This window comes from Streptomyces sp. NPDC091412 (assembly GCF_044756885.1).
In the GTDB taxonomy this organism is placed as follows: domain Bacteria; phylum Actinomycetota; class Actinomycetes; order Streptomycetales; family Streptomycetaceae; genus Streptomyces.
The window spans coordinates 83,444-108,937 of record NZ_JBIVTV010000017.1 but is presented as its reverse complement, the minus strand read 5'-3'; the positions used below and the strand labels follow the sequence as shown (position 1 = coordinate 108,937).

Here is a 25,494-nt window from a genome sequence, read left to right as displayed (position 1 = left end):
ATGAGCGATTTCCCGGCCGACCCGATCGCCGTGGTCGGCGGCACCGGCCCCCAGGGCCGGGGCCTGGCCTACCGGCTCGCCCGAGCCGGCCACCCGGTGGTGCTCGGCTCACGCGACGCCGGCCGGGCCGCCGACGCGGCCGGGCAACTGCGCACGCTGCCGGGCGTGGCCGCGCCCGTCGACGGGGCCTCCAACGAGGACGCCGCCCGGTGCGCCGCGATCGTCCTGCTGGCCGTGCCCTACCAGGGCCACGCCGAACTGGTGGCCTCGATGGCCGACGTCCTCGCGGGCAAGCTGATCATCTCCTGCGTCAACCCGCTGGGATTCGACAAGGGCGGCCCGTACGGTCTGTCCGTCGCGGCAGGGAGCGCCGCCGAGGAGGCGGCCGGGCTCGTGCCGTCCGCCGCGGTCGTCGGAGCCTTCCACCACCTGGCCGCCCCGCTGCTGCTCGACCCCGAGGCCGACCTGAGCCATGAGGACGTCCTCGTCTGCGGGGACGACGCAGAGGCCAAGGCCCGGGTCCTGGCCCTGGCCGCCGACGTCACCGGAGGCCGCGCGGTGGACGCGGGCCGGCTGCGGCTGGCCGCCCAGCTCGAGCCGCTCACCGCGGTGCTGATCTCCGTCAACAAGCGCTACAGGACCAGGTCCGGAGTGGCACTCACCGGCCTGTCCACCGCCGCCGCCAAGGAGGAAGTGGCATGAGACTCGCCGCGGTCCAGCTCCGGGCCACCGACGACCGGGCCGAGACCATCGAACGCGCCGGCGACCTGGTGGACGCCGCCGCCGACCAGGGAGCCGGGATCGTCCTGCTGCCCGAGCTGTTCGCCGTCCCCTTCGTCCAGCCCGACCCCGACCCGGACTACTTCCGGCTCGCGGAGAGCCTCGACGGGCCCTCCAACACCATGGCGGCGGAACGATCCCGCAGGGCCGGCATCACGGTCGTCTCCTCCGTCTTCGAGGAGGGCGAGGTGCCCGGCGTCTACTACAACACCGCCTGCACCTATGTGCGCGGCGAACTGAAGTCGGTCTACCGCAAGTCCCACCTGCCGTTCTCCAACGGCTTCCCCGAGAAGTTCTACTTCCGTCCCGGCGGCACCGAGCCCGAGGTCGTGGACACCGGCGAGACCGGTGTCGGAACGATCATCTGCTACGAGCGGCACTTCCCGGAGCTGAGCCGGATCGTCGCCCTGCGCGGAGGCTCCGTGCTCTGCGTACCGGTGGCCTCGGCGAGCGCGCCGATGCGCGAGGTGTTCCAGCTGGAACTGCGCGCCCACGCCGTTTTCAACGGGCTGTTCGTCATCTGCTCCAACCGCGTCGGCAGAGAAGGCGTCAAGGAGTACTTCGGGCTCAGCGCCGTCTACGGCCCCGACGGCGACATCCTCGCCCAGGCCGCCGACGACCGTGACGACGTCGCCGTCGCCGAGGTGGACCTGGAGCGCGTGGCCGCCACCCGGCGCAGCCGCCCGTTCCTGCGCGACCGCCGCCCGGAGCTGTACGACCGGCTCACTGGAAGAGGACCGGCGACGCCATGACCACGCCGTGGATCGTGCTGGTACCGGCCAAGCCCCTCGCGCGGGCCAAGAGCCGGTGTGCCGGGCTCATGCCGGACGCCAGGCGCTCCCTGGCCAAGGCCATGCTGACCGATCTGGTGGGGCGGCTTCGAGACGTGCCCGCCGTCCACTCGGTCGTCGTGGTGACGACGGATCCCGAGGTGACGGGCCTGACCCTCGCCTCGGGGGCCGCCGTCTCGGGCTCGGGGCGCACTCCCGGCCTCAACGGCGAGGTCGGGGAAGCCCTCGAGATGGTCGGCGGTGCCGCCCCCGCTGCCGCACTCGCCCTGATCATGGGCGACCTCGCGGGGGCGGGCACCGCCGACTGTGCGACGGCGCTCGCCCTGGCCGCACGTCACCGGCGCGCGGTCGTCGGGGACGCCGACGGCACCGGGACCACCCTGCTCACCCTGCACGACGCGGCCGACTTCCGGCCGTTCCTCGGCCCCGGTTCCCTGAGGCGGTTCCACGCGGCCGGATACCACGATCTCGGCGTGGGGCCCTCGTCCCCGCTGCGCCGGGACGTCGACACCGTCGACCACCTGCTGTCACTGCCCCCGCACACGCTCGGTCTCGCCACCCGTCAGTGGCTCGCCGCCTTCCCGCCCGGTGGGCCCCGGTCAGACCCGAGCACGCACGAGAGAAGGGTCGGAGCACTGTGAACGGCCTTACCCGCCCCACCCGCTCGGCCATGAACCGGGCGCTGCGCCGGGCCACCGACGCCAGGACACTCGACGCAGCCGAGGCCGAGGTCCTGCTGCACGCGCGCGGCGCCGACCTCGACCGGCTCTGCGAGGCGGCGGGCCGGGTCCGCGACGCCGGCCTCCGGGCCGCCGGGCGGCCGGGCGTGATCACCTACTCCCGCAAGGTGTTCATCCCGCTCACCCGGCTGTGCCGTGACCGCTGCCACTACTGCACCTTCGCCACCGTCCCGGGGCGGCTCCCCGCCCCCTACCTCAGCCCCGACGAGGTGCTGGACATCGCCCGCGCGGGAGCGGCGGCGGGATGCAAGGAGGCGCTGTTCACCCTGGGCGACCGGCCCGAGGAGCGCTGGCCCGCGGCCCGCGCCTGGCTGGACGCGCACGGCTACGACGACACACTCAGCTATGTACGGGCCATGGCGATCCGGGTACTGGAGGAGACCGGCCTGCTGCCTCACCTCAACCCCGGAGTGCTGTCCTGGACCGGCCTCCAGCGGCTGAAGCCCGTGGCACCGAGCATGGGCATGATGCTGGAGACCACAGCGAGGCGGCTGTGGTCCGAGCCCGGCGGCCCGCACTTCGGCTCACCCGACAAGGAGCCCGCGGTACGGCTGCGGGTGCTGGAGGACGCGGGCCGCAGCAACGTGCCGTTCACCACCGGGATCCTCATCGGCATCGGGGAGACGCCCGCCGAACGAATCGACGCCCTGCGGGAGATCCGCCGGATCTCCCGGGCGTACGGGGGGATCCAGGAGGTGATCGTGCAGAACTTCCGGGCCAAGCCGGACACGGCGATGCGTGACGCGCCCGACGCCGGACCGGCCGAACTGGCCGCCACCATCGCGGTGGCGCGGCTGCTGCTCGGCCCCGGGGCCCGCGTCCAGGCCCCGCCCAACCTGGTCGGCGAGGAGTTCGCGCTGATGCTGCGGGCCGGCATCGACGACTGGGGCGGGGTGTCCCCGGTGACCGGCGACCATGTCAACCCCGAGCGGCCCTGGCCGGTGATCGAGGAACTGGCCGCGAACACCGCGGCCGCGGGCTTCACCCTCCGCGAGCGGCTGACGGTCTACCCCGAGCACCTGCGGCGCGGTGAGCCGTGGCTGGATCCCCGGCTGGCCTCCCATGTGGCGGCGCTCGCCGATCCCGCGACCGGCCTGGCGGCCGAGGGAGGGCGGCCCCGTGGCCTGCCCTGGCAGGAACCGGAGACGCCGCTCGCCGCCACCGGCCGCACCGACCTGTTCGCCGCCATCGACACCGACGGCCGCGCCACCGACCGGCGGGCGGACTTCGACTCGGTGTACGGGGACTGGGCGGCGGTCGCTCAAGCGGTACCGGAGTCGGCCCGCGCGTCCGGGCGGCGGAGCGAGGAGGAACCCGTGCCTCCCAAGGGCGCACGGCCGGAGCGGCTGCGACCCGAGTTCGCGGAAGCGCTGCGGGCGGCGGAGGCCGGTCCCGCGCGGCTCCCATCCGCGTCCGCGCTGACGCTGCTGGGCGCCGCACCCGGGGCGGAGATCGAGGCGCTGGCCGCGCTCGCCGACAGCCTGCGCGCCGCAGCCGCCGGGGACGAGATCACCTACGTGGTCACCCGCAACATCAACTTCACCAACGTCTGCTACACCGGCTGCCGCTTCTGCGCCTTCGCCCAGCGGCGTACCGACGCCGACGCCTACACCCTGTCGCTGGAGCAGATCGGCACGCGGGCCGAGGAGGCGTGGGGGGTGGGGGCGAGCGAGGTCTGCCTCCAGGGCGGGATCCACCCGGACCTGCCGGGCAGCGCGTACTTCGACATCGCCGCCGAGATCAAGCGGCGTACTCCGGACATGCACGTGCACGCCTTCTCGCCCATGGAGGTCGTCAACGGTGCGACCAGGATGGACCTGTCGGTACGGGAGTGGCTCCAGGGGGCCCGGGAGGCGGGCGTCGACTCGTTGCCCGGCACGGCCGCCGAGATCCTCGACGACGAGGTCCGCTGGGTCCTCACCAAGGGGAAACTCCCCGCGGCCCAGTGGATCGACGTGGTCACCACCGCCCACTCGCTGGGCATTCCGACCACGGCGACCATGATGTACGGCCACGTGGACACCCCGCGCCACTGGGTGGACCACATCAAGCTGATCGGACGCCTCCAGGAAGAGACGGGAGGCTTCACCGAGTTCGTCCTCCTGCCGTTCGTCCATACCAACTCCCCGGTCTACCTGGCCGGAATCGCCAGGTCCGGGCCGACCGTCCTGGAGAACCGGGCCGTACACGCCCTGGCGCGGATCCTGCTGCACGGCAGGATCCGCAACATCCAGACGAGCTGGGTGAAGCTGGCGCGGAGCAACGTCCTCGACGTCCTGCGAGGCGGTGTCAACGACATCGGCGGAACGCTGATGGAGGAGACCATCAGCAGGATGGCGGGCTCCGAGCAGGGCAGTCACAAGAGCGTGAGCGATCTGGAGGCGCTGGCCCACGACGCGGGCCGCCCGGCCCGCATGAGGACCACCACCTACGGCACCGTCAGTGCGGAGCGGGAGGCCGTGGCCCGCTGGCACGGAGGAGTGTGGCGGCCGTCGAGGCCGTCGCTGACGATTCTCAATTCTTAGCGGAGCGGCTGTCACGCCCGTCGCCCGGACAACCCTCCTCTTCGGGACGCGAGGGATATCGGGTGCCCCCTGGGAATTCCGTGTGGGTCGTTTGCCCATTCTCCGGCTCGGGCGGTTGAACCATATTGCCGTGCGGTGATTCGCCGCCGTTCCGGCCCTCTCCGAATCCGGGATTGAGGCGCCTTGCGGGATCGTGCCAAGCATTTCGGCCAAACCGTTGACGAGAACTGAACCTCCCCTCTAGCGTGAACCATCAGTTCACTCAGCGATCCAGTTGCGCTGGGTGGCTCGACAGGCCGGCAGAGGCGACCAGATTCCCTCCCCGGACGACACATCCGAAGGATTCGGAGAGTGCCTGAGCATGACCGCGACCAACATCTCTGCATCACCCCGACCGCCCGCGGCCCGTAAGGGACAGGCGGATCCCGCGCCCCGCGAGCCGGGCCGAGGCGGCGCCTTCCTTCGCCGGCTCACCGATCCGCTCGGCGCCCTCCTCATCATGGTCGTCCTCGCCTGTCTGTGGGAGGGCTACAAGGCACTCGGCCAGGCCGTCGACGACCGGATTCTCGGGATCGGCCTGCCGGTCGCCACCGACGACCTGTCGATGCCGCACCTGTGGACGATCGCCGGCTCGCTCACGGCGCCGGCACGCGCGGGCGACCCGACCTCACTGGCGGTGTACCTCATCGGCGAGACCACCGTGACGCTCCGCGAAGCCCTCTACGGTCTGGCGGCCGGATCGCTGCTCGGTCTCGCACTGGCGGTGCTCTTCCTCCATGTGGCACCGGTGAGCAAGGGCCTGATGCCCTGGCTGGTCGCCTCCCAGACGGTGCCACTGGTCGCCATCGCCCCGATGATCGTGATCTGGGGCGGCAAGGCGGGTCTGCCGCCGTGGGCCGCGGTCACGGGCATCGCCGCCTATCTCGCGTTCTTCCCCGTCACCATCAACTCCCTGCGCGGGCTGAAGTCCCCGCCCAAGGTGCAGCTCGACTTCATGCGCAGTGTCGGCGCCGGACGCGCCCGGGTGCTGTGGTCGCTGCGGTTCCCAGCGGCCCTCCCGTACGTCTTCGCCGGACTGCGGCTCGCCGCCACCGCGAGTGTGGTGGGCGCCATCGTGGGCGAGTTGTCGGCCGGCACCGGCCGCGGCATCGGCCGCGCGATCCTCACCTCCGCCTACTACTACTCGAACGGGCCGGAGAAGCTGTACGCCGCCGTCCTCGTCGCCGCGATCGCCGGAATCCTCTTCGTGCAGGTCCTCGCTCTGCTGGAGCGGTTCGCCCTCCGCCACCGGCACGCCCGTTAGTCGAGAACCCACAACCCTTGGAGCCACTGATGGCCGAGCCCGCAATCATCTCCGTGCGCGGAGTCAACAAAGTGTTCAACGGCGGTTCCGACCGTGCGGTCACCGCTCTGGAGGACATCGACCTGACCATCGGGCGGGGCGAGTTCATCTCCCTGCTCGGGCCCAGCGGCTGCGGCAAGTCCACCCTGCTGCGGGTGATGGCGGACCTCACCACACCCACGAGCGGCACCGTCATCGTCAACGGCAAGGCGCCGAGTGCGGCACGCGCCGACCGCGACTACGGCATGGTCTTCCAGCAGGCCGGCCTGTTCGAGTGGCGCAGTGTCCTGCGCAACGTCGAACTCCCGCTCCAGGTGGCAGGGGCGAAGAAGGAGGCACACCGGGCCAAGGCCATGGAGATGCTGGAACTGGTCCGCCTCAGCGAGTTCGCCGGGCACTACCCCTGGCAGCTCTCCGGCGGCATGCAGCAGCGCGTGGCGATCGCCCGCGCTCTCTCCGCCGATCCCGAGATCCTCTTCATGGACGAACCGCTGGGCGCCCTCGACGAGATGAACCGCGAACGGCTCCAGGGCGAGCTGCTGCGCATCTGGGGCGACACCCGCACCACCGTCGTGTTCGTCACGCACAGCATCTCCGAGGCGGTGTTCCTCTCCTCGCGGGTGGTGGTGATGTCCGCGCGGCCCGGCCGCGTCGCGGCCTGCATCGACGTGGACCTGCCCCATCCCAGGACCGCCGAGACGCGCACCACGCCGGAGTTCTTCGAGAAGGTCAAGGAAGTCCGCCAGGCCCTGCACGAGGCCCCCAGCGAGCGGGCGGCGGCATGAGCACCCTCCGGCTCTCCCGGCCCGCCGGTGCCTCCGCTCTCAAGGCACGCGCCCTGCGGTTCACGCCGGTCGCGCTGACCGCCGTGATTCTGCTCGGCCTGTGGCAGTCGGCCGTGACCCTGTTCGACGTGCCCGTGTTCATCATGCCGACCCCGGTCATGATCGCGGAGGCGTTCCGGCACGATTTCGGGACGATCATGTCCGCGTCCCTGTCCACCGTCGAGCCCGTCCTGCTGGGCCTGGTCATGGGGTCGCTCGGGGGGATCTGCGTGGCCCTCGCCGTCAGCCGCTTCCCCCGGCTGTCGGGCCCGGTGCTCAACGCCGCCGTGCTGATCAACTGCGCGCCGATCGTCGCCCTGGCCCCGATCTTCAACAACTGGTTCGGTGTGACCAGCCTGCTCTCCAAGGCCGGCGTCGCCGCCGTCATGGTGTTCTTCCCGGTCTTCGTCAACACCACCCGGGGCCTGCTCCAGATCGAGCCCCTGCACCTGGAGATCATGGAGTCCCTCGCGGCCCGTCCGCGCCAGGTGGCCCTCCTGCTGCGGCTGCCCAACGCGCTCCCGTTCGTCTTCACCGCGCTGAAACTCGGCACCACCCTCGCCGTCATCGGCGTGATCGTCAGCGAGTACTTCGGTGGCAGCACCGAGGCGCTCGGCGTGTACATCGCCTATCAGGCGGCCCTTCCCCGATTCGACTACGCCTGGGCCGGAATTCTCGTATCCGGTGCGCTCGGACTCGGTCTGTTCGGAGCCGTGACTCTTCTGGAGAGATTCCTCATGCCCTGGCACGAGTCGCTGCACGAGGAAAGAGCCTGACGGCAGCGGTCCGCCGGCCCGGCCTTTCCCGCATTCACTTCCCGCCTGCTTTCCGTCTTCCATTCCTCGGTTCTTTCCACCCGCCCTCTTTCCTTCCCCGCGGAGGTAACGTGTCCAGAAACCGAGCACCACTCCCCAGATCCGGCCGCCGCCCCGTCCGGGTGGCCGCAGGTCTCTCGGCCGCCGTGATGCTGCTCTCCGCCTGCGGAGGCATGTCCGACTCGACCAGCCAGGCCGCCGCCGAGGCCGGCAAGGACTGCAAGTCCAGAACGAAGGTCCGCGTCGTCCTCCAGTGGGTCGCCCAGGCCCAGTTCGCCGGGTACTACGCGGCGAAGGAGAAGGGCTTCTACGACAAGGCGTGCCTCGACGTGACGATCCAGGAAGGCGGGGTGAACATCGTGCCTCAGCAGGTCCTGTCGGCGGGCAACGCCGAGTTCGCCGTCTCCCATGTCACCAAGACCATGGTCACCCGCGAGCAGGGCGCGGACCTGGTCAACATCGGCCAGGAGTTCCAGCGCGGCGCCTACCTCCAGGTCGCCTGGGCCGACTCCGGCATCAAGACCCTTGCCGACCTCAAGGGCAAGCGGGTCGGGAGCTGGGGTTACGGCAACGAGCTGACCCTCTTCGCGGCGATGCGCGGATCCGGGGTCGACCCCAAGAAGGACGCCAAGATCATCCAGCAGCCGTTCGACATGTCGCTGCTGCTCAAGCACGAGGTCGACGCAGCCCAGGCCAAGACCTTCAACGAGTACGCACAGCTCCTGGAGACCACGAACCCCAAGACCGGAAAGCTCTACCAGCCCTCGGACTTCGTCGCGATCAACCTCCAGGACGCCGGATACCAGACACTGGAGGACGGCGTCTACGCCCAGGAGAGCTGGCTGGCGAAGAAGGAGAACCAGGAGACCGCGGTCAAGTTCCTCAAGGCCACGTACGAGGGCTGGGGGTACTGCCGCGACGAGCTCGAGGGCTGTGTCGACATCGTCCTGAAGAACGGCAGCGCGCTCGGCAAGGGCCACCAGACGTGGATGCTCAACGAGGTCAACAAGCTGGTCTGGCCTGCCGAGAAGGGCATCGGCACGATGGACAAGGCCGCCTGGGACCAGACCATCGACATCGCCGTGAAGGCCGGCTTGCTCAAGGCACGGCCCACGGCCGGGGCATACCGCACCGACCTGACCGAGCGGGCGCTCAAGGAACTGAAGGCCGAGGGATTCGACGTCACCGGTGAGTCCTACCGGCCGGAAACGGTCACGGTCACGGCCGGCGGCAAATAGTGGGAACACCCCCGCCGTCCGCCGGGTCGGGCGGTACGGCGCAGCCGGGCCGGGCTCGCCTGCCAGGATGGTCGTACCGCCCGCAGTGATCTCGACGTTACAGACGGAGGAACAATGGCACCCAGTGAAGCAGGGCTCGTCCGCAGGACGATCTGGCTGCTGCGCACGGTCGCGGCGCACCCGGAGGGGGTCGGACTCAGCGAAATCGCCCGGGAGTCCGGTATTCCCAAGGCCACCTGCTACAGGGTCCTCACCGTCCTCGAACGTGAGAGCTGGCTGAACCTCGACCCGGTCACCCGCCGCTACCGCGTCTCGCTGGGGCTGCTGTCCATCGTCGGCGGGCTGCTGGACGGCGGCGGCGCCTACGGGCACATGCGGGACGTGCTGCGGGACCTGGCCAAGGAGACCAAGGAGACCGCCGGCTTCGACGTCCTGCTCGCGCCCAAGGTCATGGTCGTCGCGCAGGTTCCCGGCCCGTCCCTGATCGGGCAGACGCTCAAACCCGTACCGAGGACCCAGCCCGTCTGGGCCACCTCCACCGGCAAGGTCCTGCTCAGCGCCCTCGACCCGGAGACCGTCCGCGCCGAGTTCGGTGAGGAGTTCGAGACCAACGCGCCGGAGCAGCTGGGCGGGCTCGACGCGTTCATCGACTCCATGGCCGAGGTGCGGACCCGAGGCTATGCCGTCGCCTACGACGAACTGGAGCTGGGCGCGGCCTCCGTCGCTGCCCCGGTCCGTGTCGGTCAGGCCACCACCTATGCCGTCTGGATCGGCGGTCCCACCTACCGGCTGACCCGCTCGCGTATCGACGAGGTCGCCGAGTCCGTGATGAAGGCGGCTCGCCAGCTCGGCGACCTGCTGAGCGTCACCGGCATCGAACTGCCCACGACACTCACCGAGTTCTAGGACCGCTCGTTTGGATCACGCCGGGCTCGCGGGCCCTTGGCACCCTGATCCGTCCTGATCCAAACGCAAGACCCCAGCTCCGGTGCCTTTGCCGGAGTCCGCTCGTCCGCGTGTACGACGACCACCCCAGCCACCACCGCCCGGCGCGGCGGCGGCACGATCGAGGAGGAAGCGAATGGCTGCACTTCAGGCGCGGCTCCAAGCCGCTCGTGAGGTTGCGGATCGGATACCCAAGGGCCTGTACATCAACGGCGAATGGCGTGCGCCCCGCAGCGGTGCGACCGTCGCCGTGGAGGACCCGGGCACCGGCACGGTGATCGCCGAGGTCGCCGACGCGGGCGCGGCGGACGCCACGGACGCCCTCGACGCCGCCGTGCGGGCCCAGGCGTCCTGGGCGGCGACGCCTCCACGCGAGCGCGGCGAGGTGCTGCGCCGGGCCTTCGAGACGATCACCGCCCGCAAGGACGACCTGGCCGCGCTGATGACCCTGGAGATGGGCAAGCCGTTCGCGGAGTCCCAGGCGGAGGTGGTCTACGCCGCCGAGTTCCTGCGCTGGTTCTCCGAGGAGGCCGTGCGTATCGACGGCGGGTACATGACCGCCCCGGGCGGCGGATCCCGAGTGGTGACGATGCGTCAGCCGGTGGGTCCCTGCCTACTCGTCACCCCGTGGAACTTCCCCATGGCGATGGGCACCCGGAAGATCGGTCCGGCGCTCGCGGCCGGATGCACCGTCGTCGTCAAACCGGCCAAGCAGACGCCGCTGTCGATGCTGGCCCTGGTGGACATCCTGCGGGAGGCCGGAGCACCGGCCGGTGTGGTGAACGTCTTCACCACCAACCGCTCGGGTGAGGTCACCGACCACCTGCTGAACGACCCCCGGCTGCGGAAGCTCTCCTTCACCGGGTCCACCGAGGTCGGCCGCGCGTTGCTCGCCAAGTCGTCGCGGAACGTGCTGCGCACCTCCATGGAACTCGGCGGCAACGCCCCCTTCCTGGTCTTCGCCGACGCCGACCTCGACGCTGCGGTGGAAGGCGCCTTCCAGGCGAAGATGCGCAACACCGGTGAGGCGTGTACGGCCGCCAACCGGTTCTACGCGCACTCCTCGGTCGCCGACGAGTTCGGCCGCCGGCTGGCCGACCGGCTGTCCGCCCTGCCCGTCGGACACGGACTGGACCCGGCCACTCAGGTCGGTCCGCTGATCGACGCGAACGCGGTGAAGAACGTCACCGCCCTGATCGCCGATGCCACCTCGGCCGGCGCCGGGGTACTCACCGGGGGCGGACCCGTTCCGTCGGACGGCCACTTCCTCGCACCGACCGTGCTGGGCGGCGTGCCGCTCGGGGCTCGCGCCCTCACGGAGGAGATCTTCGGCCCGGTCGCGCCGATCGTCGCCTTCGACGACGAGGACACGGCGGTGGCCCTGGCGAACGACTCCGAGTACGGGCTGGCGGGCTATCTGTTCACCGAGAGCCTGAGCCGCGGCCTTCGGGTGAGCGAGCGGCTGGAGTGCGGCATGGTCGGGCTCAACCAGGGGATCATCTCCAACCCTGCCGCGCCCTTCGGCGGAGTCAAGCAGTCCGGGCTCGGCCGGGAGGGCGGGACGGTGGGCATCGACGAATACCTGAGCATCAAGTACCTGGCGATCAAGGCGGCACCGTGACGGGCTTCATTCTGGCGGGCATCCAGTTCGAACCCGTCCTCGGCGACCCCGCGGCGAACATCGAGACGTCCTCACGGCTCATCCGCGAGGCGGCGGCCGGCGGGGCGCGGCTGGTCGTCCTGCCTGAGGCGGCCTCGGCCGGATACATGTTCACCGACCGGGCGGACGCCCGCAGGAACGCCGAGCCCGTCCCGGGTGGGCCGGTCTCCTCCGCCTGGGCCGCGCTCGCCGCCGAACTGGATCTGTGGATCGTCGCCGGGATCACCGAGCTGGCGGGCGAGAAGGTGTACAACTCGGCGGTCCTGATCGGCCCCGAAGGACACGCGGGGACGTTCCGCAAGGCGCACCTGTGGAACTTCGAGAAGGAACTGTACGACCGTCAGGAGGACGGCTTCCCCGTCTTCCGCACCCCGCTCGGCAACATCGGCATCGGCATCTGCTACGACGCCTGGTTCCCGGAGACCTTCCGCAGCGCCGCGCTCGGCGGCGCCGACCTGCTGGCCCTCCCCTCGAACTGGGTGCCCGTACCCGGGCAGCCGAAGGACACCCCGGTGATGGCCAACCTGATGTGCATCACCGGGGCGCACAGCAACCAGTTCTTCGTCGCCGGGGTCAGCCGCATCGGCAGCGAACGCGACCAGCCCTTCATCGGCCGGTCGCTGATCGTGGGCCCGGACGGCTGGCTGCTCGCCGGGCCGGCCGACGAGGGCCAAGAGGCCGTCCTCCTCGCGGAGGTGGACCTGATCGGCTCCCGCAAGGAGCGGCTAGGAAATCCCTTCAACCAGCCGCTCGCCGACCGGCGCACCGACGTCTACCGCACCGGCGACTTCACCCCCGTCCCACCCGACGACACCGTCTGAGTGCCTCCCCGGGCCCTCCGGCGGGGCCCGGCAAACCCTCCCAGGTGCCTCCTGGCGGACAACATCCGCATCCATTGACACATGGACAGCCTTCACCGGAGACTTCTTCCCACTGCATGAACCTCTGGTTCACTGAATGGACCCTGGCTATGCGAGCGATCGAGCGCACCAACGAACAAGTGGAGCTCACCGACCCGAGCAGCATCGAGGCGAGCCCGCTCAGCAACGAGGACCTGGCGCCCGTACCCCTGTCCCGCAGGACCTGGACCACGTACAACTACGCGGCGCTGTGGATGGGCATCGCCCACGGAATCCCCACGTACTACCTGGCCAGTGGCCTCATCAACCTGGGGATGAGCTGGTATCAGGCGGTCATGACCATCGCCCTGGGCAACCTGATCGTCCTGGTTCCCATCCTGCTCAACAGCCATGGCGGCGCCAAGTACGGCATCCCCTATCCCGTGTTCTCCCGCGCCGCCTTCGGCACCCTCGGCGCCAACGTGCCTGCGGTGCTGCGCGCCCTGTCCGCATGCGGCTGGTTCGGCATCCAGACGTGGGTCGGCGGCGAGGCCATCTACACCATCACCGGTGCCTTCGCCGGTGACTCCTGGATCCACGCGGGCGAGATGTGGGGTCACCCGAAGACGCTGTGGCTGTCCTTCGCGGTCTTCTGGCTCCTGCAGATCGCGCTCATCGTCCGCGGCGTCGAATCCATCCGCCGCTTCGAGAACTGGTCCGCGCCGCTCATCCTGATCGTCGCCGCGTTCCTTCTGGTCTGGATGGTCGTACGGGCGCACGGCTTCGGCCCGCTCGCCGGTGAGCCGTCCCAGTTGGGTTGGGGCGCCGACTTCTGGATGCTGTTCGCGCCTTCCCTGATGGGGATGATCGCGTACTTCGCCACGATGTCCGTGAACATCGCGGACTTCACCCGCTTCGCCAAGGGGCAGCGGGACCAGATCGTCGGCCAGACACTGGGCCTGCCGACCACGATGACCCTGTTCTCCATGATCGGCGCTCTCACCACGTCGGCCACCATCGCCGTCTACGGGCACGCGATCTGGGACCCGATCGACCTGGTCAGCCGTTTCTCCAACCCGTTCGTCGTCCTGTTCGCGCTGCTGAGCGTCGTCGTGGCCACCGTCGCCGTCAACGTCGCGGCCAACACCGTGGGCCCGGCGTACGACTTCTCCAATGTCTTCCCGCGCCTCATCAGCTTCCGCACCGGTGGGATCATCGCCGGCGTCATCGGCATCCTGATGCAGCCCTGGCGGCTGCTGTCCTCGCCCGAGCTGTACATCTTCACCTGGCTCGGGGTGACCGGCGCCTTCCTCGGCGGCGTCGCCGGGATCCTGACCGCGGACTACTGGCTGCTGCGCAGGCGTGAACTCGACCTCGTCGGGCTGTACACGCGCGGCGGGCCGTACGAGTACGCGAAGGGCTTCAACTGGCGCCCGCTCGCAGCCCTCGCGATCGTTGTGTTCCTCTCCCTCGGCGGCGCGTACTCCGAGAACGGCGAGGGCCCCTTCCCGGCCGATGGGTACGTCCCGTTCCTCAAGCCGCTGTTCGACTACAACTGGGCCGTCGCCTTCCTCGGCGGCATCGCCCTGCACGCCGTCTTCAGCAAGCTCTTCCCGCCCCGCCGACCGCTCCCGGCGGCCCAGGAGGCCGAGCGGATCGCGGCCTGAACCGAAGGCGCCGGAGCGCACCGAGGCACGCCTGCCGCTCCGCCCCGGCGATGTCATGCGAAGTGGCCGTCGAGCCCCCGCCGCATCCTTGTCGCAGTCTCCCTCCCGGAGGACCCTGATGAAGACCCGTGCCGCCGTCATGACCGCCCCCGGCAAGGACTGGGAGATCACCGAACTCGAACTCGCCCCGCCCCAGGCGGGTGAGGTCCTGGTCCGCTTCACCCACGCCGGGCTCTGCTATTCCGACGAGCACGTGCGCACCGGCAACATGGCGCCGCTGCCCATCATCGGCGGCCACGAGGGATCCGGCATCGTCGAGGCCGTCGGCGACGGCGTCTCCAAGCTGGCCCCCGGCGATCACGTGGCCGCCTCCTTCAAACCGTCCTGCGGGCACTGCCGTTGGTGCGCCGGCGGCCGGTCCAACCTGTGCGACGCCGCGGCGTACGGCCCCGAGGGCAAACTCCCGGACGGGACCTACCGGTTCACCGGTCCCGACGGGCCGATCGGCGCCAACTGCGCGCTGGGCACCTTCGCCGAGCACTCCGTCGTCTCCCAGGACTCGCTGGTACGCGTCGCCCCCGACCTGCCGCTCTCGGTGGTCGCACTGGTGAGCTGCGGTGTACTCACCGGCTGGGGCGCGGCCGTGTACGCGGCCGAACCGGAGCCCGGTGACACCGTCATCGTCGTCGGCGCCGGCGGCGTCGGCATCAACGCCATCCAGGGAGCCCGGTTCTCCGGCGCCGGAAGCGTCATCCTGGTCGATCCGAACGAGGCCAAGCACGCCGTCGCGCGCGACCTCGGAGCCTCACACGTCTGCCGCACCCTCGACGAGGCGGCGGCCCTCGCCGCGGAGCTCAACCCCAGTGCGATGGGTGCCGACTCCACCCTCGTCTGCACCGGCGACACCACGGCCGAGGTCGTACGCGCCTCGTTCGAGGCCACCGGCAAGGGCGGCACCATCGTCCTCGCCGGAATGTCCGAGGACGTCCACGACATCAACATCCAACTCCCCGGAACCCAGCTCGTCTTCGCCGAGAAGCGCCTTCAGGGCACGATCTTCGGTTCTTGCAGCCCGGCGCGGGACGTGCCCCGCGTGCTGTCCCTGTACCGGCAGGGCCTGATCAAGCTCGACGAGCTGGTCAGCCGTACCTACGGCCTCGACGAGATCAACCAGGGGTTCGAGGACCTGCGCTCCGGACGGAACCTGCGGGGCATCGTCGCCCACCGCCCCGCGCACTGAGCCGACGGGAACAAGCCAGAAGGACCAGAAGGACCAGAAGGAGCACTCCGGCATGTCCCATGGGACCGATCGCGACGCCCTCTACATCGACGGTGACTGGCGCAAACCCTCGACCGCACGCACCTTCACCTCGATCAGCGCCGCGACCGAGGAACCCCTCGGCAGCTTTCCCGAAGCCGACCGCGCCGACGTGGACGCCGCTGTCACCGCCGCGCGCCGCGCCCTCGGTGGCCACCGCGGGTGGGGCTCGGCACAGGAACGCGCCGCGGCGATGGAACGCCTGGCCCGTGCCCTGGAATCCCGCACGGATGCCCTCGGTACCCTGATCGCGCAGGAGGTCGGTACACCTCTGGCCCGCGCCATCGAGGCCAACGTCGGCGCCGCGACGGGCCTGCTCCGGTTCTACGCCCCGCTCGCCGAGGTCATGTACGCGGAAGACCTGCGTCCCGCCCTGGTGGGCCACAGCCTGGTCCGCCGCGAGCCCGTCGGTGTGGTCGCCATGATCGTGCCGTGGAACTACCCGCTCAGCACCCTCTTCTTCAAGCTGGCGCCCGCGCTGGCGATGGGCTGCACCGCCGTGGTCAAACCCTCGCCCGCCACCGGCCTGGACTCGTTCCTTGTCGCCGACGCGGTCCACGAGGCCGGGTTCCCGCCCGGAGTGATCAACTTCCTGCCCGCCGAACGCGAGGTGGGGGAGTACCTGGTCACCCACCCCGGAGTGGACAAGGTCGCCTTCACCGGCTCCACCGCAGCCGGACGCCGTATCGGAGGGCTCTGCGGCGAGCTGTTGCGTCCCGTCACCCTGGAACTGGGCGGCAAGTCCGCTGCCCTCCTGCTGGAGGACGCCCCGCTGCCGCTCTTCCTCGACCACCTGCTCGACCTGTCGTTCAACAACAACGGCCAGACCTGCACCAACAACACACGGCTGCTGGTGCCCCGTTCACGCTACGAGGAGATCGTGGACGCCGTCACCGCGACGGTCGAGGGATGGCCGGTGGGTGACCCGCTGGCTCCGTCCACGGTGATCGGCCCGGTCGCCGGCGCCGCCGCCCGTGACCGTATCGAGGGCTACGTCCGCAAGGGCAGGCAGGAGGGGGCACGCGTCACCACCGGCGGCGGCCGTCCCGCTGGCCAGGACCGGGGGTTCTATGTCGAGCCCACGGTCTTCGCCGACGTGGATCCAGCGATGGTCGTCGCCCGTGAGGAGATCTTCGGCCCGGTGGTGACCGTCTCCGCCCACGACGGCTCGGTCGAGGGCGCCGTCGCCATGGCCAACGACTCGGCCTACGGTCTGGCCGGCAGTGTCTGGACGGCGGACGAGACGCTCGGCCGAGAGGTGGCCCGCGCGGTGGACACCGGCACCTTCAGCGTCAATCACGCCAACTTCGACATCGGCGCACCCTTCGGCGGACGGCGGGACAGCGGTCTGGGCTCCGAACTGGGCGCTGAAGGGATCGAGGCGTACCTCCAGTACAAGACGATCTTCGTGACCCAGCAGCCGAAGTGAGACCTGTGTCGTCCCCCAGGCCGCCATGGTCCTGGGGGACGGGTGGACCGCGCCCTGCGCGGCGGGCGGCCGGCGGGGTACGCCGGTGACGTCTGTTACCCGCAGCCGGCCCCCGCCGACCACCCCTGGCGCACCATGCCGCACCACGTGGCCCGCGACCGCCGTCGCGGATTGACTGGGAGGGCGCCTGGCCCGCACACGAGGCCGGACCGAGACCGTACGGAACTCGACTCTTTCCCGAGGCAGACCCAACTCTCGGAGTAAGCATCCGAGGGGGAGCCGGAATGAGACGTGCGTGCGGGGCGGTGTGCCTGGCGTTGGGTCTCACCATGGTGAGTGGGTGCAGCCCCCTGACCTGCCGCTCGTAGCGGTGCGAAACGGGGACGACGGGCAGCCGGTGGCCGAACTGCGGCCGTGCGAAGGGAGCGAGACCCTCTCCGGCACGGCCGGCTTGCCCCGGAAGAAGGGAAACCGCGGCCGGTCTTGCCAGGCAGGGTGTTCACTCGGTTGCCCGTTCGTGTCAGTGGGGCAACGGCAAGCGGGCGTGGTGAGGTGATGCAGGCGGCGGGGGCCTGGGCCGCTGGTGTGACGTCTTCCGGTCCTTGTTGAGATGGGGAGCATCCAATGCACGGCCTGCTCAAACCTGTTGCGGTGACAGCCAGTGCGGCCTGCGTGCTTCTGGGCCCGTCGGCGGCTCCGGCCGGCTCCGCTGCCGTGCCTCATCCCGTGCGGGCGGCCACGGAATCGTGGAGCAAGGGTGAGAACCTCCTGATCACACGCCTGTACACACCCCCCACCGGCACGTCGATCGCGTCACCCGCGCGCAACACCCTCTACGCCTGCCGCGGGGGAACCCTCACCCGGCCCGACCGCCCGTGGATCGACGCGCACGGCGTGATCGACGTGCGCAAGCGTCCTTTCGTGTCGGGGACCGGGCGCTGGCACGCCGAACTGCGGGTGACGAGGACCGCGACCAAGAGGCACTTCAAGGGCAACGGGCTCCCGGACCATGCGACCGGTCGCTTCCCCGTGCAGAAGGGCACCCCGCCTACAAGTACTACGCGGAGATTCCCGCGCACGGGTACCCCAATGCCGCTGCGATCCCCATCAAGCCGTGGAACCTCGACGTCATCGTTCCCCGTAATCCGTCCGTCGCGGCGAAGCCCACGTGCATCGACCAGTTGACGACGGGGCTGGCTCTGGCGGGCGGCACCTTCCACCTGGAGGTGGCCACCGACGCGCAGGACCGCCCGGTCGACCCGAACGCGGCCCTGCCCCTCGACCGCTGCTGGGGCCATCCGTACGAGACGCAGTACCACTACCACGGCCCCTCGCAGACCTGCTTCGGCAAGGCTTCCAGGGGGCCCGCGCATGCCCGTAACCGACACTCACCGCTCGTGGGATACGCCATCGACGGCTTCGGGATCTACGGGCCGCGCGGCGAGGACGGAAAGATCGTCAGGAACAAGGACCTGGATCTCTGCCACGGTCACACGCACGCGGTCATGTGGGACGGCCGGAAGGTGGTCATGTACCACTACCACCTCAACGGGGAGTATCCGTACTCGATCGGATGCTTCCGAGGGACGCCGGTGACGGTCCCCGGGTCCGGGCACGGCTGGTGCCACCAGTGGAAGCAGACTCCGGCCGCGGCAGGGTCCGGCATGAAAAGCCCCGCCAGACGGAGAGGTTACTGACCCACGGAGGAAGACGTAGCCGCGCTGGTCATGGCGAGTAGCCACCCTTCGGCACCGCTTGAGGCGGTGGATCGCCCGTTCGACGGTGTTGCGCTTCTTGCAGCGGTCCTCGTCGAAACCGGGCGGCCGCTCAGGTCATGCCACTGCACCCCGGTCCGTGCCCGGTGTCCTCTCATTCTCGGGCGGTGGCGATGTGGAGGTCATGCAGATCTCCGCTCAACACCTCGAACGGTCCCGTGACAAGTACAACCCGGATATCGACAACGAAGCTGCCCAGGTGGCCGCAGCCCTGTCGCTGCGTATCGTGCCTGTCCCTGACCTCGTCACCCGGTTGCAAGCGGCCGCCTCGAAGACCGAACCGCACTACGTCGTGACCGACGACGGGCAGGCGTTCGACCCACCGTTCGGCGAACACGTGGAGCCTCGCCACGGTGGCTGGCGCTGACCCCGACCGGCTGCTGCCGCCTGTCGCATCGACACCGGTATCCCGGCCGATATCTGACAACGCGCCGGGCAGCCGGCCCCCGCCCGTCCGAGCAGGGACCGCGAAGTCCGTCAGGGGCGGTCGTGGGGCCCATTCGGGCTGATGGCACCGTCGGCCGGGCGTGGCCGCGTGGCACGGGATCTTTGTGCCCCTACTCTCCGGCTGACCGACCAGCAGCATACGGATCTCCGGCCGGACGTCCCCGGTCGGGGCCCGCCCGTTTTCCTGGGGGAGACAAGTGACCCGGCCCACCACGCGTTGTTCCTCGCCGTCCCGCATCGTCGCCGGTCTGCTCCTCGCCGCGCTCTGGCTCGTCGGCTGCGCGGGGAGTGCACCGAGCGAGCGCTCCAGCGACACGCAGGGGTCCGTGGTCGAGGGCGGGCCCACACCGCCGGGCGCGGGGCCGCGGCTCCAGGATCCCCCGGAGGTGGTGAGCCGCGACGGCTTCCTCAGGACCACGATCGTGGTGGAACGGCGAAAGGTCCGCGTCGGCAACCGCCAGTTGTACGCGACGACCTACAACGGGGCCTACATGCCGCCCACGTTGCGCGTGTGGCCCGGCGACCGTATCGACCTGACCATGATCAACAAAACCGACAAGTACACCAATCTGCACACGCACGGTCTCTTCGTGTCGCCGCGTGCTCCCTCCGACGACATCTTCATCTCCATCAAGTACGGGCAGTCGTACCACTACACCTATCAGCTGCCGCTCAGCCACCCCACTGGCACCTTCTGGTACCACTCACACGCGGACATGCTGTCCGCCCCGCAGGTCGCGGGTGGTGAGTCGGGCATCCTCGTCGTCGAAGGCCTGAAGCAGCACCTGCCTCCGTCGTTGCGGAACATCACCGAGCACACCATCGCGCTCAAGGACTTCCAGGTCCAGGGCGACGCGATCAAGACCCATCCCCTGAGTATCGGCGCGTCCACCCACCGCACCGTCAACGGCCAGCAGAACCCGGCGATCCACATCCGGCCGGGAGAGACCCAGTTGTGGAGGCTGGCCAACATCGGCGCCAACATCTACTACAAGCTGCACCTTCCGGGCGCCCGCTTCCACGTGATCGCTCAGGACGGCGTTCCCGTGGGCAGGGTCTATGCCGAGGACATGCTGCTCGTTCCCGCCGCCGCTCGCTTCGATGTCCTGGTCCAGGGCGGCGCTCCCGGCACCACCCGGCTGGAGACACTGCCGTACAACACCGGCCCGGCTGGGAACCAGTTCCCCCGGGCGGACCTCGCCACTGTTGTCACCAGTGGCACGCCCATGACGCGGGCCGCGCTCCCGGCCGACCTCGGCCCTTACGAGGACTTGAGCCACGCGACGATCGCGGACCGCAAGACCGTCGTCTTCACGGAGAACAAGGCCGGCACGGTCTTCTACATCAACGGCCGGACGTACGCTCCGGACCGGACCGACTTCGTCTCCACCCTCGGCACCGTCGAGGAGTGGACCGTCCGCAATGACTCGGACGAGGACCACAGCTTCCACCTGCACACCAACCACTTCCAGTTGATGAGCACCAACGGGAAGGCCCACGACCCCACCCACGGCGTGTACGACACGGTGAACGTGCCGAAACGTGGTGCGATCGTCGTTCGCATCCACTTCCGGGACTTCACCGGCAGGACCGTGTATCACTGCCACATCCTCAATCACGAAGACATGGGCATGATGGCCGTCCTGGACATCGTTCCGCCCGGCGCGCGACCCCGGGCCACCCACAGCGGATGACCGCCGACACGCGGTGCGACCGCCCACCCCGCCGCTGCCCGTGATGCCTCTTCGGTGCGATGCCCGCCAGAGGGCCTCGCACGGGTGTGGTTGGCTCATGCTCTGCCGGACGGTTCGAGCCCTCGAGGGCTGCCGACGCTGAGAGCCGCCGGAATCCGACATGAGCCAAGTACTTCAGGAGCCAGCTTGTCCCGGAGCCACTCGCGCAGGTTCTCTCGTTCTGAGACCACACGGGCCGAGGCCTTCAGCGACGGTGTGTTCGCCATTGCCGTCACGCTTTTGGCCCTCAACCTCGCCGATCCGCCGCACAGGCCGGGCGGCCTTGGCCGGGCTTTGCTGGCTCAGTGGCCCGCCTACCTCGGCTACCTGGCGTCCTTCGGGTACGTTTCGGTGATCTGGCTCAACCACCACCAGGCCTTCGTGCGCATCAGGGCCATGGACCGCGGACTGCATGCCGCCAACCTGTTTCTCCTGCTCACCACGGCGGCGCTTTCCTTCCCCACCGCGGTGGTCGCGGACGCACTGCAGGCCGACCCCACGGGCTCCGACGCGCGGGTGGCCGTCGCTCTCTACGCCGGCCTCGCCGCAGCGATGTGCCTGAGCTGGGTGGCCTTCTACCAGCAGATCGCCCGGCGGCCCGAGCTGCTGGACCCCGACGTGGAGGACACGTACGTACGGCACGGACAGCTTCGTTCCTGGACCGGAGCCGTTGCCTACATCGTCGCCGGCCTCCTTGGGGTGTTCGTCGCTCCGTTGCTGGCGATCGCGGTGTTCGTCATGCTCCCGGTCTTCTACTTCGTCACCAGCGAAGGTCTGCCCGGCGGCCGGGACGGCTCTCCTGATACGGGACCCCATGCCGACGAGGGAGGCCGGGGAGGTGCGGTCTGACGCATCCTGACACCCGCCGGGTGTCCTGGGGGTGTGAGGCCGGAACCCCGGCCCGATTACGGCGGGCCGGGGTTCTACGTGGTGCTCATGGTGTGGTTGGGTTCAGAAGTCGAAGTCTTCACCGTGGTGGCGCTTGACCACCCGGAAGCTGCCCACCACTCCGTCCTTGACGTGGATGCCCTCGGTGTGGTGCACCTTGACGCCGTTGGCTTCGCTGCAGGGGCCGACGGTGGCGACGGGGGCGCCGTTGTCGCAGGTCGCGCCGCGGAAGAACTCGACGGCCCGCTTGCTGTCGTTGCGGATGTTGAAGCTCTTGGAGCCCAGGCCGCTCACCACGGTGATGCAGCCGTCCGGCTGGGCGGAGAACGACCGCTCGTTGATGAAGATCCTGCCGATCTCGTGGTGGCGACGCTTGCCGTGCTCGCCGCCCTGGCCACCCTCGCCGCGCTCGCCGCCTTCGCCGCCGCGGCCGCCGCCCTCGTTGCCCTTGCCCTGTCCGGACTCGCCGCCCAACGGGGCGTAGGCGGGGGCGGGGGCCTGCTGGACGACGGCCGGAGCCGCCTCGGGTGCGGGGGCGGCCGTGGCGTAGGTGATGCCGGTCGCGACGAGTGCTGCCGCGGCGGCGACGGCCGCGGGGATGACGTGGGAACGGGTCATGATCATGGCGCTTCTGCTCCTGTCTCAAAGTGGCCGGCTTTGGCAGTCGGCATGTGAATGAACGTAATGAAAGCCTCACGGGCTGTCATTTCGGACCACTGGGAGGGGGTGGCCCTGTGGGGCCGAACGGGGTACCCGGAGCACCCTCACGTCCGGCTCGACGCCTTCTGACGGCACGTCAATCTCCGTTGGATGTTCGGCGGGTCGGTGATCGACTAGGCCTTCAAGGTGATCTCTGACACCTGCTCACCCATGCGGCAGCGCGTCGCCTGGAAATGCCGGCGCGAAAGGGCCAAGGACAACGAGACCGCCCTGACGCACCGCCACGCTCACGGACAGGCCGGCCGAAGGCACCCCTGCCGGTCCCAAGCCTGTTCTCACAGGCGTTTCCTGTCTGCCGGCGAGGGCGTGGGTGCGGTCGTCGCCGTCCGTCGCCTGACGGACCCCCAGCCCCGAGCGGGGCGACGGCACCGGGAGGGCCAACTCATCACATGCGACCAGCAGGCCTTCGCCGGCTGAACTGATGGCCTGCGGCCGGGTGTCAGTGGGCCGGGGCGGGGCGCAGGGCGAGGAGGGCGGCGTCGTCGGTGCTGTCGGCGGCCAGTCCGCCGAGCAGTTCGTCGCAGAAGACGTCCAGGGGTTCGCGGGACAGCGCGGCGGTGTGCTGGCGCAGCCGGGCGAACCCGCGGTCCAGGGATTCGGCGCGGCGCTCGATCAGTCCGTCGGTGTACAGCAGCACGGTGGAGTACGGCGGCAGCTCGTCGATGGCGGTCGGGCGCTGGTGTCCGGGGTCGAGGCCGATCAGCAGTCCGGCGCCCGTCTCCAGATAGCGGGTGTCGCCCTCGGCGGTGGTCAGCAGCGGTGGCAGGTGCCCTGCGCAGGAGTGATGCAGGCCCCAGGGGCCGCTCTTCTCAGGGGGGGCCTTGACGAGGGCGTAGATGCACGTGGCGGTCGCCTCGTGCTGCAGCGTGTGGCTGGCGATGTCCAGGCGGCGCAGGACCTCGCCGGGGGGCTCCTGGCGGTCCACGGCGATACCGCGCAGCATGTTGCGCAGGGCGCTCATGTCGATGGCCGCTTGCAGGTCGTGGCCGGTCACGTCGCCGATGACCAGGGCGGTGTTTCCACGGGGCAGGACGAACGCGTCGTACCAGTCGCCGCCGACCTGTGCGACGGTCTGCGCGGAGGCGTAGCGGGCGGCGATCTGGAGGTCGCGGACCTGCGGCAGCTCGGGCAGCAGGGCGCGCTGGAACCGCTCGGCGATGCGCTGGGTCTGCTGGTACAGCCGCGCGTTGTCCACTTGCACCGCCAGGCCGCGGACCAGGTCCTCGACGAGTGGGAGATCGTCCTCGGTGAACGGGTGGCCGGGGTCGGTGCGCGCCACGGTCAGGGCGCCGAGGACCTCCCGCCGGGCCCGTAGCGGGGTGATGACGGCGCTGTGCGCGGCCAGCTGCTCGAACAGTTCCAGCTGTCGCGCGTGCAGCGGGTTCACCGCCAGACTCGGCGGGGACATGGGGGCGATCAGCAGCGGACCCGCCCCGCGCAGTACCCGCGGCAGCGGCCCGTCCGCATCCTCGGGCACCGGCGGAAGCGGCCCTTCGTGGCCACCCGGAATCAGCGCCTCGGGCGTGCGGTGGACCACGACGGCCCGCTCCAGCCGGCCGCATTCGTCGAGCAGGTCGACCACGCACCAGTCGCCCAGCCGCCCGGTCAGCACGCGGCACGCACGTCGCAGCCCGTCCAGCAGGTTCAGCGTGCTGGCCAGCGCCGCCTCGGCGTCCGCCAGCAACGTCAGACGGTCCAGCCGCGCCTTGTCGTCCGCGTCCTTGCCCATGCCCTACTTGTTCCCCGCCCTGGTCCTGCCACGACAGGACTGTTTTCCACATGTGGAGCGGCGACCGTGCCGTGCGCACCGGCAGCTTCCAGGGCCGGGCGGCCACCAGGCGCGCCTGACGGTCACGGAAGGGGGCGCGCTGATCTCACGCCGACCGTGCGCTCCACCACGGCGCACAGCGGGGTGGACGTCCTCGCCGTGGTCTGTTCGGTCAAGTCCGGATCCGCAGAACCCTCACCTGGTCCGCATCGAACTGTTCGAAGTGGAACTTCAGGCCGGCGAAGGGACTGCCCGGGAAATCCCCCGTGACCGTGCAGGTCACGACCGTCTCATCGCCGACTGGTTCGATGCCGGTGATCGTGTACTCGACGAGGGGGACCTCGGTGCGCCGTGCTCGAATGGAGGCGATGCCCCTGTACTCCTTGCCTTCGTCCTCGACGAGGGCGTCGTCCGTGAACAGGGCGAAGTATTCCTACGCGTCCCGCGAGGAGGCGAGCGCGAAGTAGCGCCGGATGATCGGGAGAGCGGGCGCGGCGGTTGTCATATGTGTTCTCCTGTTCGTTTTCGTGGTGGTTTCGGTGGTCAGACGGTGGGCTTGCTGCCGCCGTCGGAGACGTGCTCGGCGCCCACGATCGCCGAAGCACGGTCGGACACCAGGAAGGCGACCGGTTCGGCGACCTCCTCCGGACGGACCGGCCGGCCCAGTGGGATCCCGATGTCCGCCATCGCTCGTGTGCGTGCCTCGTCGTAGCCGGTGCCCGCGCGCTCGGCGAGCGCCTGGACGAACGAGCGGCCCCAGGAGCTCTCCGTGAACCCGGGGGTGACGCTGTTGACCCGCACGCCGAAGGGCGCCACCTCGTTGGCCAGGCCTTTGCTGGAGTGGCTCAGCGCCGCCTTGGCGGCTCCGTAGGGCACCCGGTGCGGGTTCGGTACGGAGCGGGAGAGCGACGAGACATGGACGACGCTCCCGGTGCCGCGCTCGACCATGCCGGGAACCAGGGCCCGGTCGAGCCGTGCGGCGGCGAAGACGTTGACGTCCATCACCAGCTGCCAGATGTCGTCGCTCTGCTGGAGGAGCGGCACATGCTGCTCGCCGTCCGCGCCCACGGTGTGGACGAGGATGTCGACGCCGCCGAGCCGGTCGTGGACATGTTGAGCGACTGCCTCGACGCCCGCGGCCGTGCCGACGTCGGCCTGGACGAACAGCTCGGGTGCCGCGGCCGGTGCCCGGTCCGCCGTCACCTGCCGCCGACTTCGCGTCAAAGTTAGGTTAGGCTAACCTGAATTAA

General features: G+C 70.0%; 21 protein-coding genes. 18 read left to right on the top strand and 3 right to left on the bottom strand.

What is annotated here, in order from left to right:
* From npdG to ACIQMV_RS30660, 18 genes are all read left to right on the top strand, one after another.
* On the top strand, positions 1 to 702 hold the full coding sequence (gene npdG / locus ACIQMV_RS30745; protein WP_401782278.1) for an NADPH-dependent F420 reductase: 702 nt from the start codon (positions 1 to 3) through the stop codon (positions 700 to 702).
* Positions 699 to 1,532: a nitrilase-related carbon-nitrogen hydrolase gene (locus ACIQMV_RS30740; RefSeq protein WP_402596497.1), complete on the top strand. Its 834-nt coding sequence runs from the start codon at positions 699 to 701 to the stop codon at positions 1,530 to 1,532. The genes npdG and ACIQMV_RS30740 overlap by 4 nt, the downstream gene beginning before the upstream one ends.
* On the top strand, positions 1,529 to 2,212 hold the full coding sequence (gene cofC / locus ACIQMV_RS30735) for a 2-phospho-L-lactate guanylyltransferase (RefSeq protein WP_402596496.1): 684 nt from the start codon (positions 1,529 to 1,531) through the stop codon (positions 2,210 to 2,212). The genes ACIQMV_RS30740 and cofC overlap by 4 nt, the downstream gene beginning before the upstream one ends.
* Before the next feature lie 29 nt (positions 2,213 to 2,241).
* Positions 2,242 to 4,836, top strand: a complete 2,595-nt coding sequence (locus ACIQMV_RS30730; protein ID WP_402596562.1) for a bifunctional FO biosynthesis protein CofGH — start codon at positions 2,242 to 2,244, stop codon at positions 4,834 to 4,836.
* Between the two features lie 361 nt (positions 4,837 to 5,197).
* Complete coding sequence (locus ACIQMV_RS30725; RefSeq protein WP_402596495.1) at positions 5,198 to 6,139, top strand: ABC transporter permease; 942 nt, start codon at positions 5,198 to 5,200, stop codon at positions 6,137 to 6,139.
* Positions 6,140 to 6,168: 29 nt separating this feature from the next.
* Positions 6,169 to 6,963, top strand: a complete 795-nt coding sequence (locus tag ACIQMV_RS30720) for an ABC transporter ATP-binding protein (RefSeq protein ID WP_402596494.1) — start codon at positions 6,169 to 6,171, stop codon at positions 6,961 to 6,963.
* Positions 6,960 to 7,778 carry an ABC transporter permease gene (locus ACIQMV_RS30715; protein ID WP_401782271.1) on the top strand — a complete coding sequence of 273 codons (819 nt, stop codon included), beginning with the start codon at positions 6,960 to 6,962 and terminating at the stop codon, positions 7,776 to 7,778. Before ACIQMV_RS30720 ends, ACIQMV_RS30715 begins: the two co-directional genes overlap by 4 nt.
* A 212-nt stretch (positions 7,779 to 7,990) precedes the next feature.
* Positions 7,991 to 9,055 (top strand): ABC transporter substrate-binding protein, encoded by a 1,065-nt coding sequence (locus ACIQMV_RS30710; protein WP_216372813.1) that lies wholly within the window; start codon positions 7,991 to 7,993, stop codon positions 9,053 to 9,055.
* Positions 9,056 to 9,169: 114 nt separating this feature from the next.
* The gene (locus ACIQMV_RS30705) at positions 9,170 to 9,961 is read left to right on the top strand and encodes an IclR family transcriptional regulator (RefSeq protein WP_141364038.1); all 792 of its coding nucleotides are present in this window, start codon (positions 9,170 to 9,172) and stop codon (positions 9,959 to 9,961) included.
* 175 nt (positions 9,962 to 10,136) lie between these two features.
* Positions 10,137 to 11,621 carry an NAD-dependent succinate-semialdehyde dehydrogenase gene (locus ACIQMV_RS30700; RefSeq protein ID WP_402596493.1) on the top strand — a complete coding sequence of 495 codons (1,485 nt, stop codon included), beginning with the start codon at positions 10,137 to 10,139 and terminating at the stop codon, positions 11,619 to 11,621.
* Positions 11,618 to 12,481, top strand: a complete 864-nt coding sequence (locus ACIQMV_RS30695; RefSeq protein WP_402596492.1) for a nitrilase family protein — start codon at positions 11,618 to 11,620, stop codon at positions 12,479 to 12,481. The genes ACIQMV_RS30700 and ACIQMV_RS30695 overlap by 4 nt, the downstream gene beginning before the upstream one ends.
* 149 nt (positions 12,482 to 12,630) lie before the next feature.
* A complete protein-coding gene (locus ACIQMV_RS30690; RefSeq protein ID WP_402596491.1) occupies positions 12,631 to 14,166 on the top strand; it encodes an NCS1 family nucleobase:cation symporter-1 in 1,536 nt (511 codons plus the stop codon).
* 118 nt (positions 14,167 to 14,284) lie between these two features.
* Positions 14,285 to 15,406: a Zn-dependent alcohol dehydrogenase gene (locus ACIQMV_RS30685; protein WP_402596490.1), complete on the top strand. Its 1,122-nt coding sequence runs from the start codon at positions 14,285 to 14,287 to the stop codon at positions 15,404 to 15,406.
* 52 nt (positions 15,407 to 15,458) lie between these two features.
* Positions 15,459 to 16,913 carry an aldehyde dehydrogenase gene (locus ACIQMV_RS30680; protein WP_402596489.1) on the top strand — a complete coding sequence of 485 codons (1,455 nt, stop codon included), beginning with the start codon at positions 15,459 to 15,461 and terminating at the stop codon, positions 16,911 to 16,913.
* An 875-nt stretch (positions 16,914 to 17,788) separates the two neighbouring features.
* Positions 17,789 to 18,610: a YHYH protein gene (locus ACIQMV_RS30675; protein WP_402596488.1), complete on the top strand. Its 822-nt coding sequence runs from the start codon at positions 17,789 to 17,791 to the stop codon at positions 18,608 to 18,610.
* A gap of 202 nt (positions 18,611 to 18,812) precedes the next feature.
* The gene (locus ACIQMV_RS30670; protein ID WP_402596487.1) at positions 18,813 to 19,055 is read left to right on the top strand and encodes a hypothetical protein; all 243 of its coding nucleotides are present in this window, start codon (positions 18,813 to 18,815) and stop codon (positions 19,053 to 19,055) included.
* Positions 19,056 to 19,332: 277 nt separating this feature from the next.
* On the top strand, positions 19,333 to 20,829 hold the full coding sequence (locus tag ACIQMV_RS30665) for a multicopper oxidase family protein (protein ID WP_402596486.1): 1,497 nt from the start codon (positions 19,333 to 19,335) through the stop codon (positions 20,827 to 20,829).
* 186 nt (positions 20,830 to 21,015) lie between these two features.
* Entirely contained in the window at positions 21,016 to 21,717 is a 702-nt protein-coding gene (locus tag ACIQMV_RS30660; RefSeq protein ID WP_141364070.1) for a TMEM175 family protein, read from the top strand.
* Positions 21,718 to 21,819: 102 nt separating this feature from the next.
* On the opposite strand, the gene ACIQMV_RS30655 is transcribed toward ACIQMV_RS30660, so the two are convergent.
* The 3 genes from ACIQMV_RS30655 to ACIQMV_RS30645 all read right to left on the bottom strand — a co-directional run bounded on the left by ACIQMV_RS30655 (position 21,820) and on the right by ACIQMV_RS30645 (position 25,468).
* Positions 21,820 to 22,380: a hypothetical protein gene (locus tag ACIQMV_RS30655; RefSeq protein ID WP_401774671.1), complete on the bottom strand. Its 561-nt coding sequence runs from the start codon at positions 22,378 to 22,380 to the stop codon at positions 21,820 to 21,822.
* A gap of 535 nt (positions 22,381 to 22,915) precedes the next feature.
* Complete coding sequence (locus ACIQMV_RS30650) at positions 22,916 to 24,205, bottom strand: PP2C family protein-serine/threonine phosphatase (protein ID WP_402596485.1); 1,290 nt, start codon at positions 24,203 to 24,205, stop codon at positions 22,916 to 22,918.
* Positions 24,206 to 24,787: 582 nt separating this feature from the next.
* Positions 24,788 to 25,468 (bottom strand): oxidoreductase, encoded by a 681-nt coding sequence (locus ACIQMV_RS30645; RefSeq protein WP_402596484.1) that lies wholly within the window; start codon positions 25,466 to 25,468, stop codon positions 24,788 to 24,790.
* Positions 25,469 to 25,494: the final 26 nt, after the last annotated feature.

What these genes read in the sequence shown, in the direction of transcription:
- ACIQMV_RS30720 (WP_402596494.1), top strand. Translation starts at nt 6,169, where the DNA reads ATGGCCGAGCCCGCAATCATCTCCGTGCGCGGAGTCAACAAAGTGTTC.
- ACIQMV_RS30715 (WP_401782271.1), top strand. Translation starts at nt 6,960, where the DNA reads ATGAGCACCCTCCGGCTCTCCCGGCCCGCCGGTGCCTCCGCTCTCAAG.
- ACIQMV_RS30680 (WP_402596489.1), top strand. Translation starts at nt 15,459, where the DNA reads ATGTCCCATGGGACCGATCGCGACGCCCTCTACATCGACGGTGACTGG.
- ACIQMV_RS30705 (WP_141364038.1), top strand. Translation starts at nt 9,170, where the DNA reads ATGGCACCCAGTGAAGCAGGGCTCGTCCGCAGGACGATCTGGCTGCTG.
- ACIQMV_RS30730 (WP_402596562.1), top strand. Translation starts at nt 2,242, where the DNA reads ATGAACCGGGCGCTGCGCCGGGCCACCGACGCCAGGACACTCGACGCA.
- ACIQMV_RS30655 (WP_401774671.1), bottom strand. Translation starts at nt 22,380, where the DNA reads ATGATCATGACCCGTTCCCACGTCATCCCCGCGGCCGTCGCCGCCGCG.
- ACIQMV_RS30670 (WP_402596487.1), top strand. Translation starts at nt 18,813, where the DNA reads ATGCAGATCTCCGCTCAACACCTCGAACGGTCCCGTGACAAGTACAAC.
- cofC (WP_402596496.1), top strand. Translation starts at nt 1,529, where the DNA reads ATGACCACGCCGTGGATCGTGCTGGTACCGGCCAAGCCCCTCGCGCGG.
- ACIQMV_RS30685 (WP_402596490.1), top strand. Translation starts at nt 14,285, where the DNA reads ATGAAGACCCGTGCCGCCGTCATGACCGCCCCCGGCAAGGACTGGGAG.
- ACIQMV_RS30740 (WP_402596497.1), top strand. Translation starts at nt 699, where the DNA reads ATGAGACTCGCCGCGGTCCAGCTCCGGGCCACCGACGACCGGGCCGAG.
- ACIQMV_RS30700 (WP_402596493.1), top strand. Translation starts at nt 10,137, where the DNA reads ATGGCTGCACTTCAGGCGCGGCTCCAAGCCGCTCGTGAGGTTGCGGAT.
- ACIQMV_RS30650 (WP_402596485.1), bottom strand. Translation starts at nt 24,205, where the DNA reads ATGGGCAAGGACGCGGACGACAAGGCGCGGCTGGACCGTCTGACGTTG.
- ACIQMV_RS30710 (WP_216372813.1), top strand. Translation starts at nt 7,991, where the DNA reads ATGTCCGACTCGACCAGCCAGGCCGCCGCCGAGGCCGGCAAGGACTGC.
- ACIQMV_RS30725 (WP_402596495.1), top strand. Translation starts at nt 5,198, where the DNA reads ATGACCGCGACCAACATCTCTGCATCACCCCGACCGCCCGCGGCCCGT.
- ACIQMV_RS30690 (WP_402596491.1), top strand. Translation starts at nt 12,631, where the DNA reads ATGCGAGCGATCGAGCGCACCAACGAACAAGTGGAGCTCACCGACCCG.
- npdG (WP_401782278.1), top strand. Translation starts at nt 1, where the DNA reads ATGAGCGATTTCCCGGCCGACCCGATCGCCGTGGTCGGCGGCACCGGC.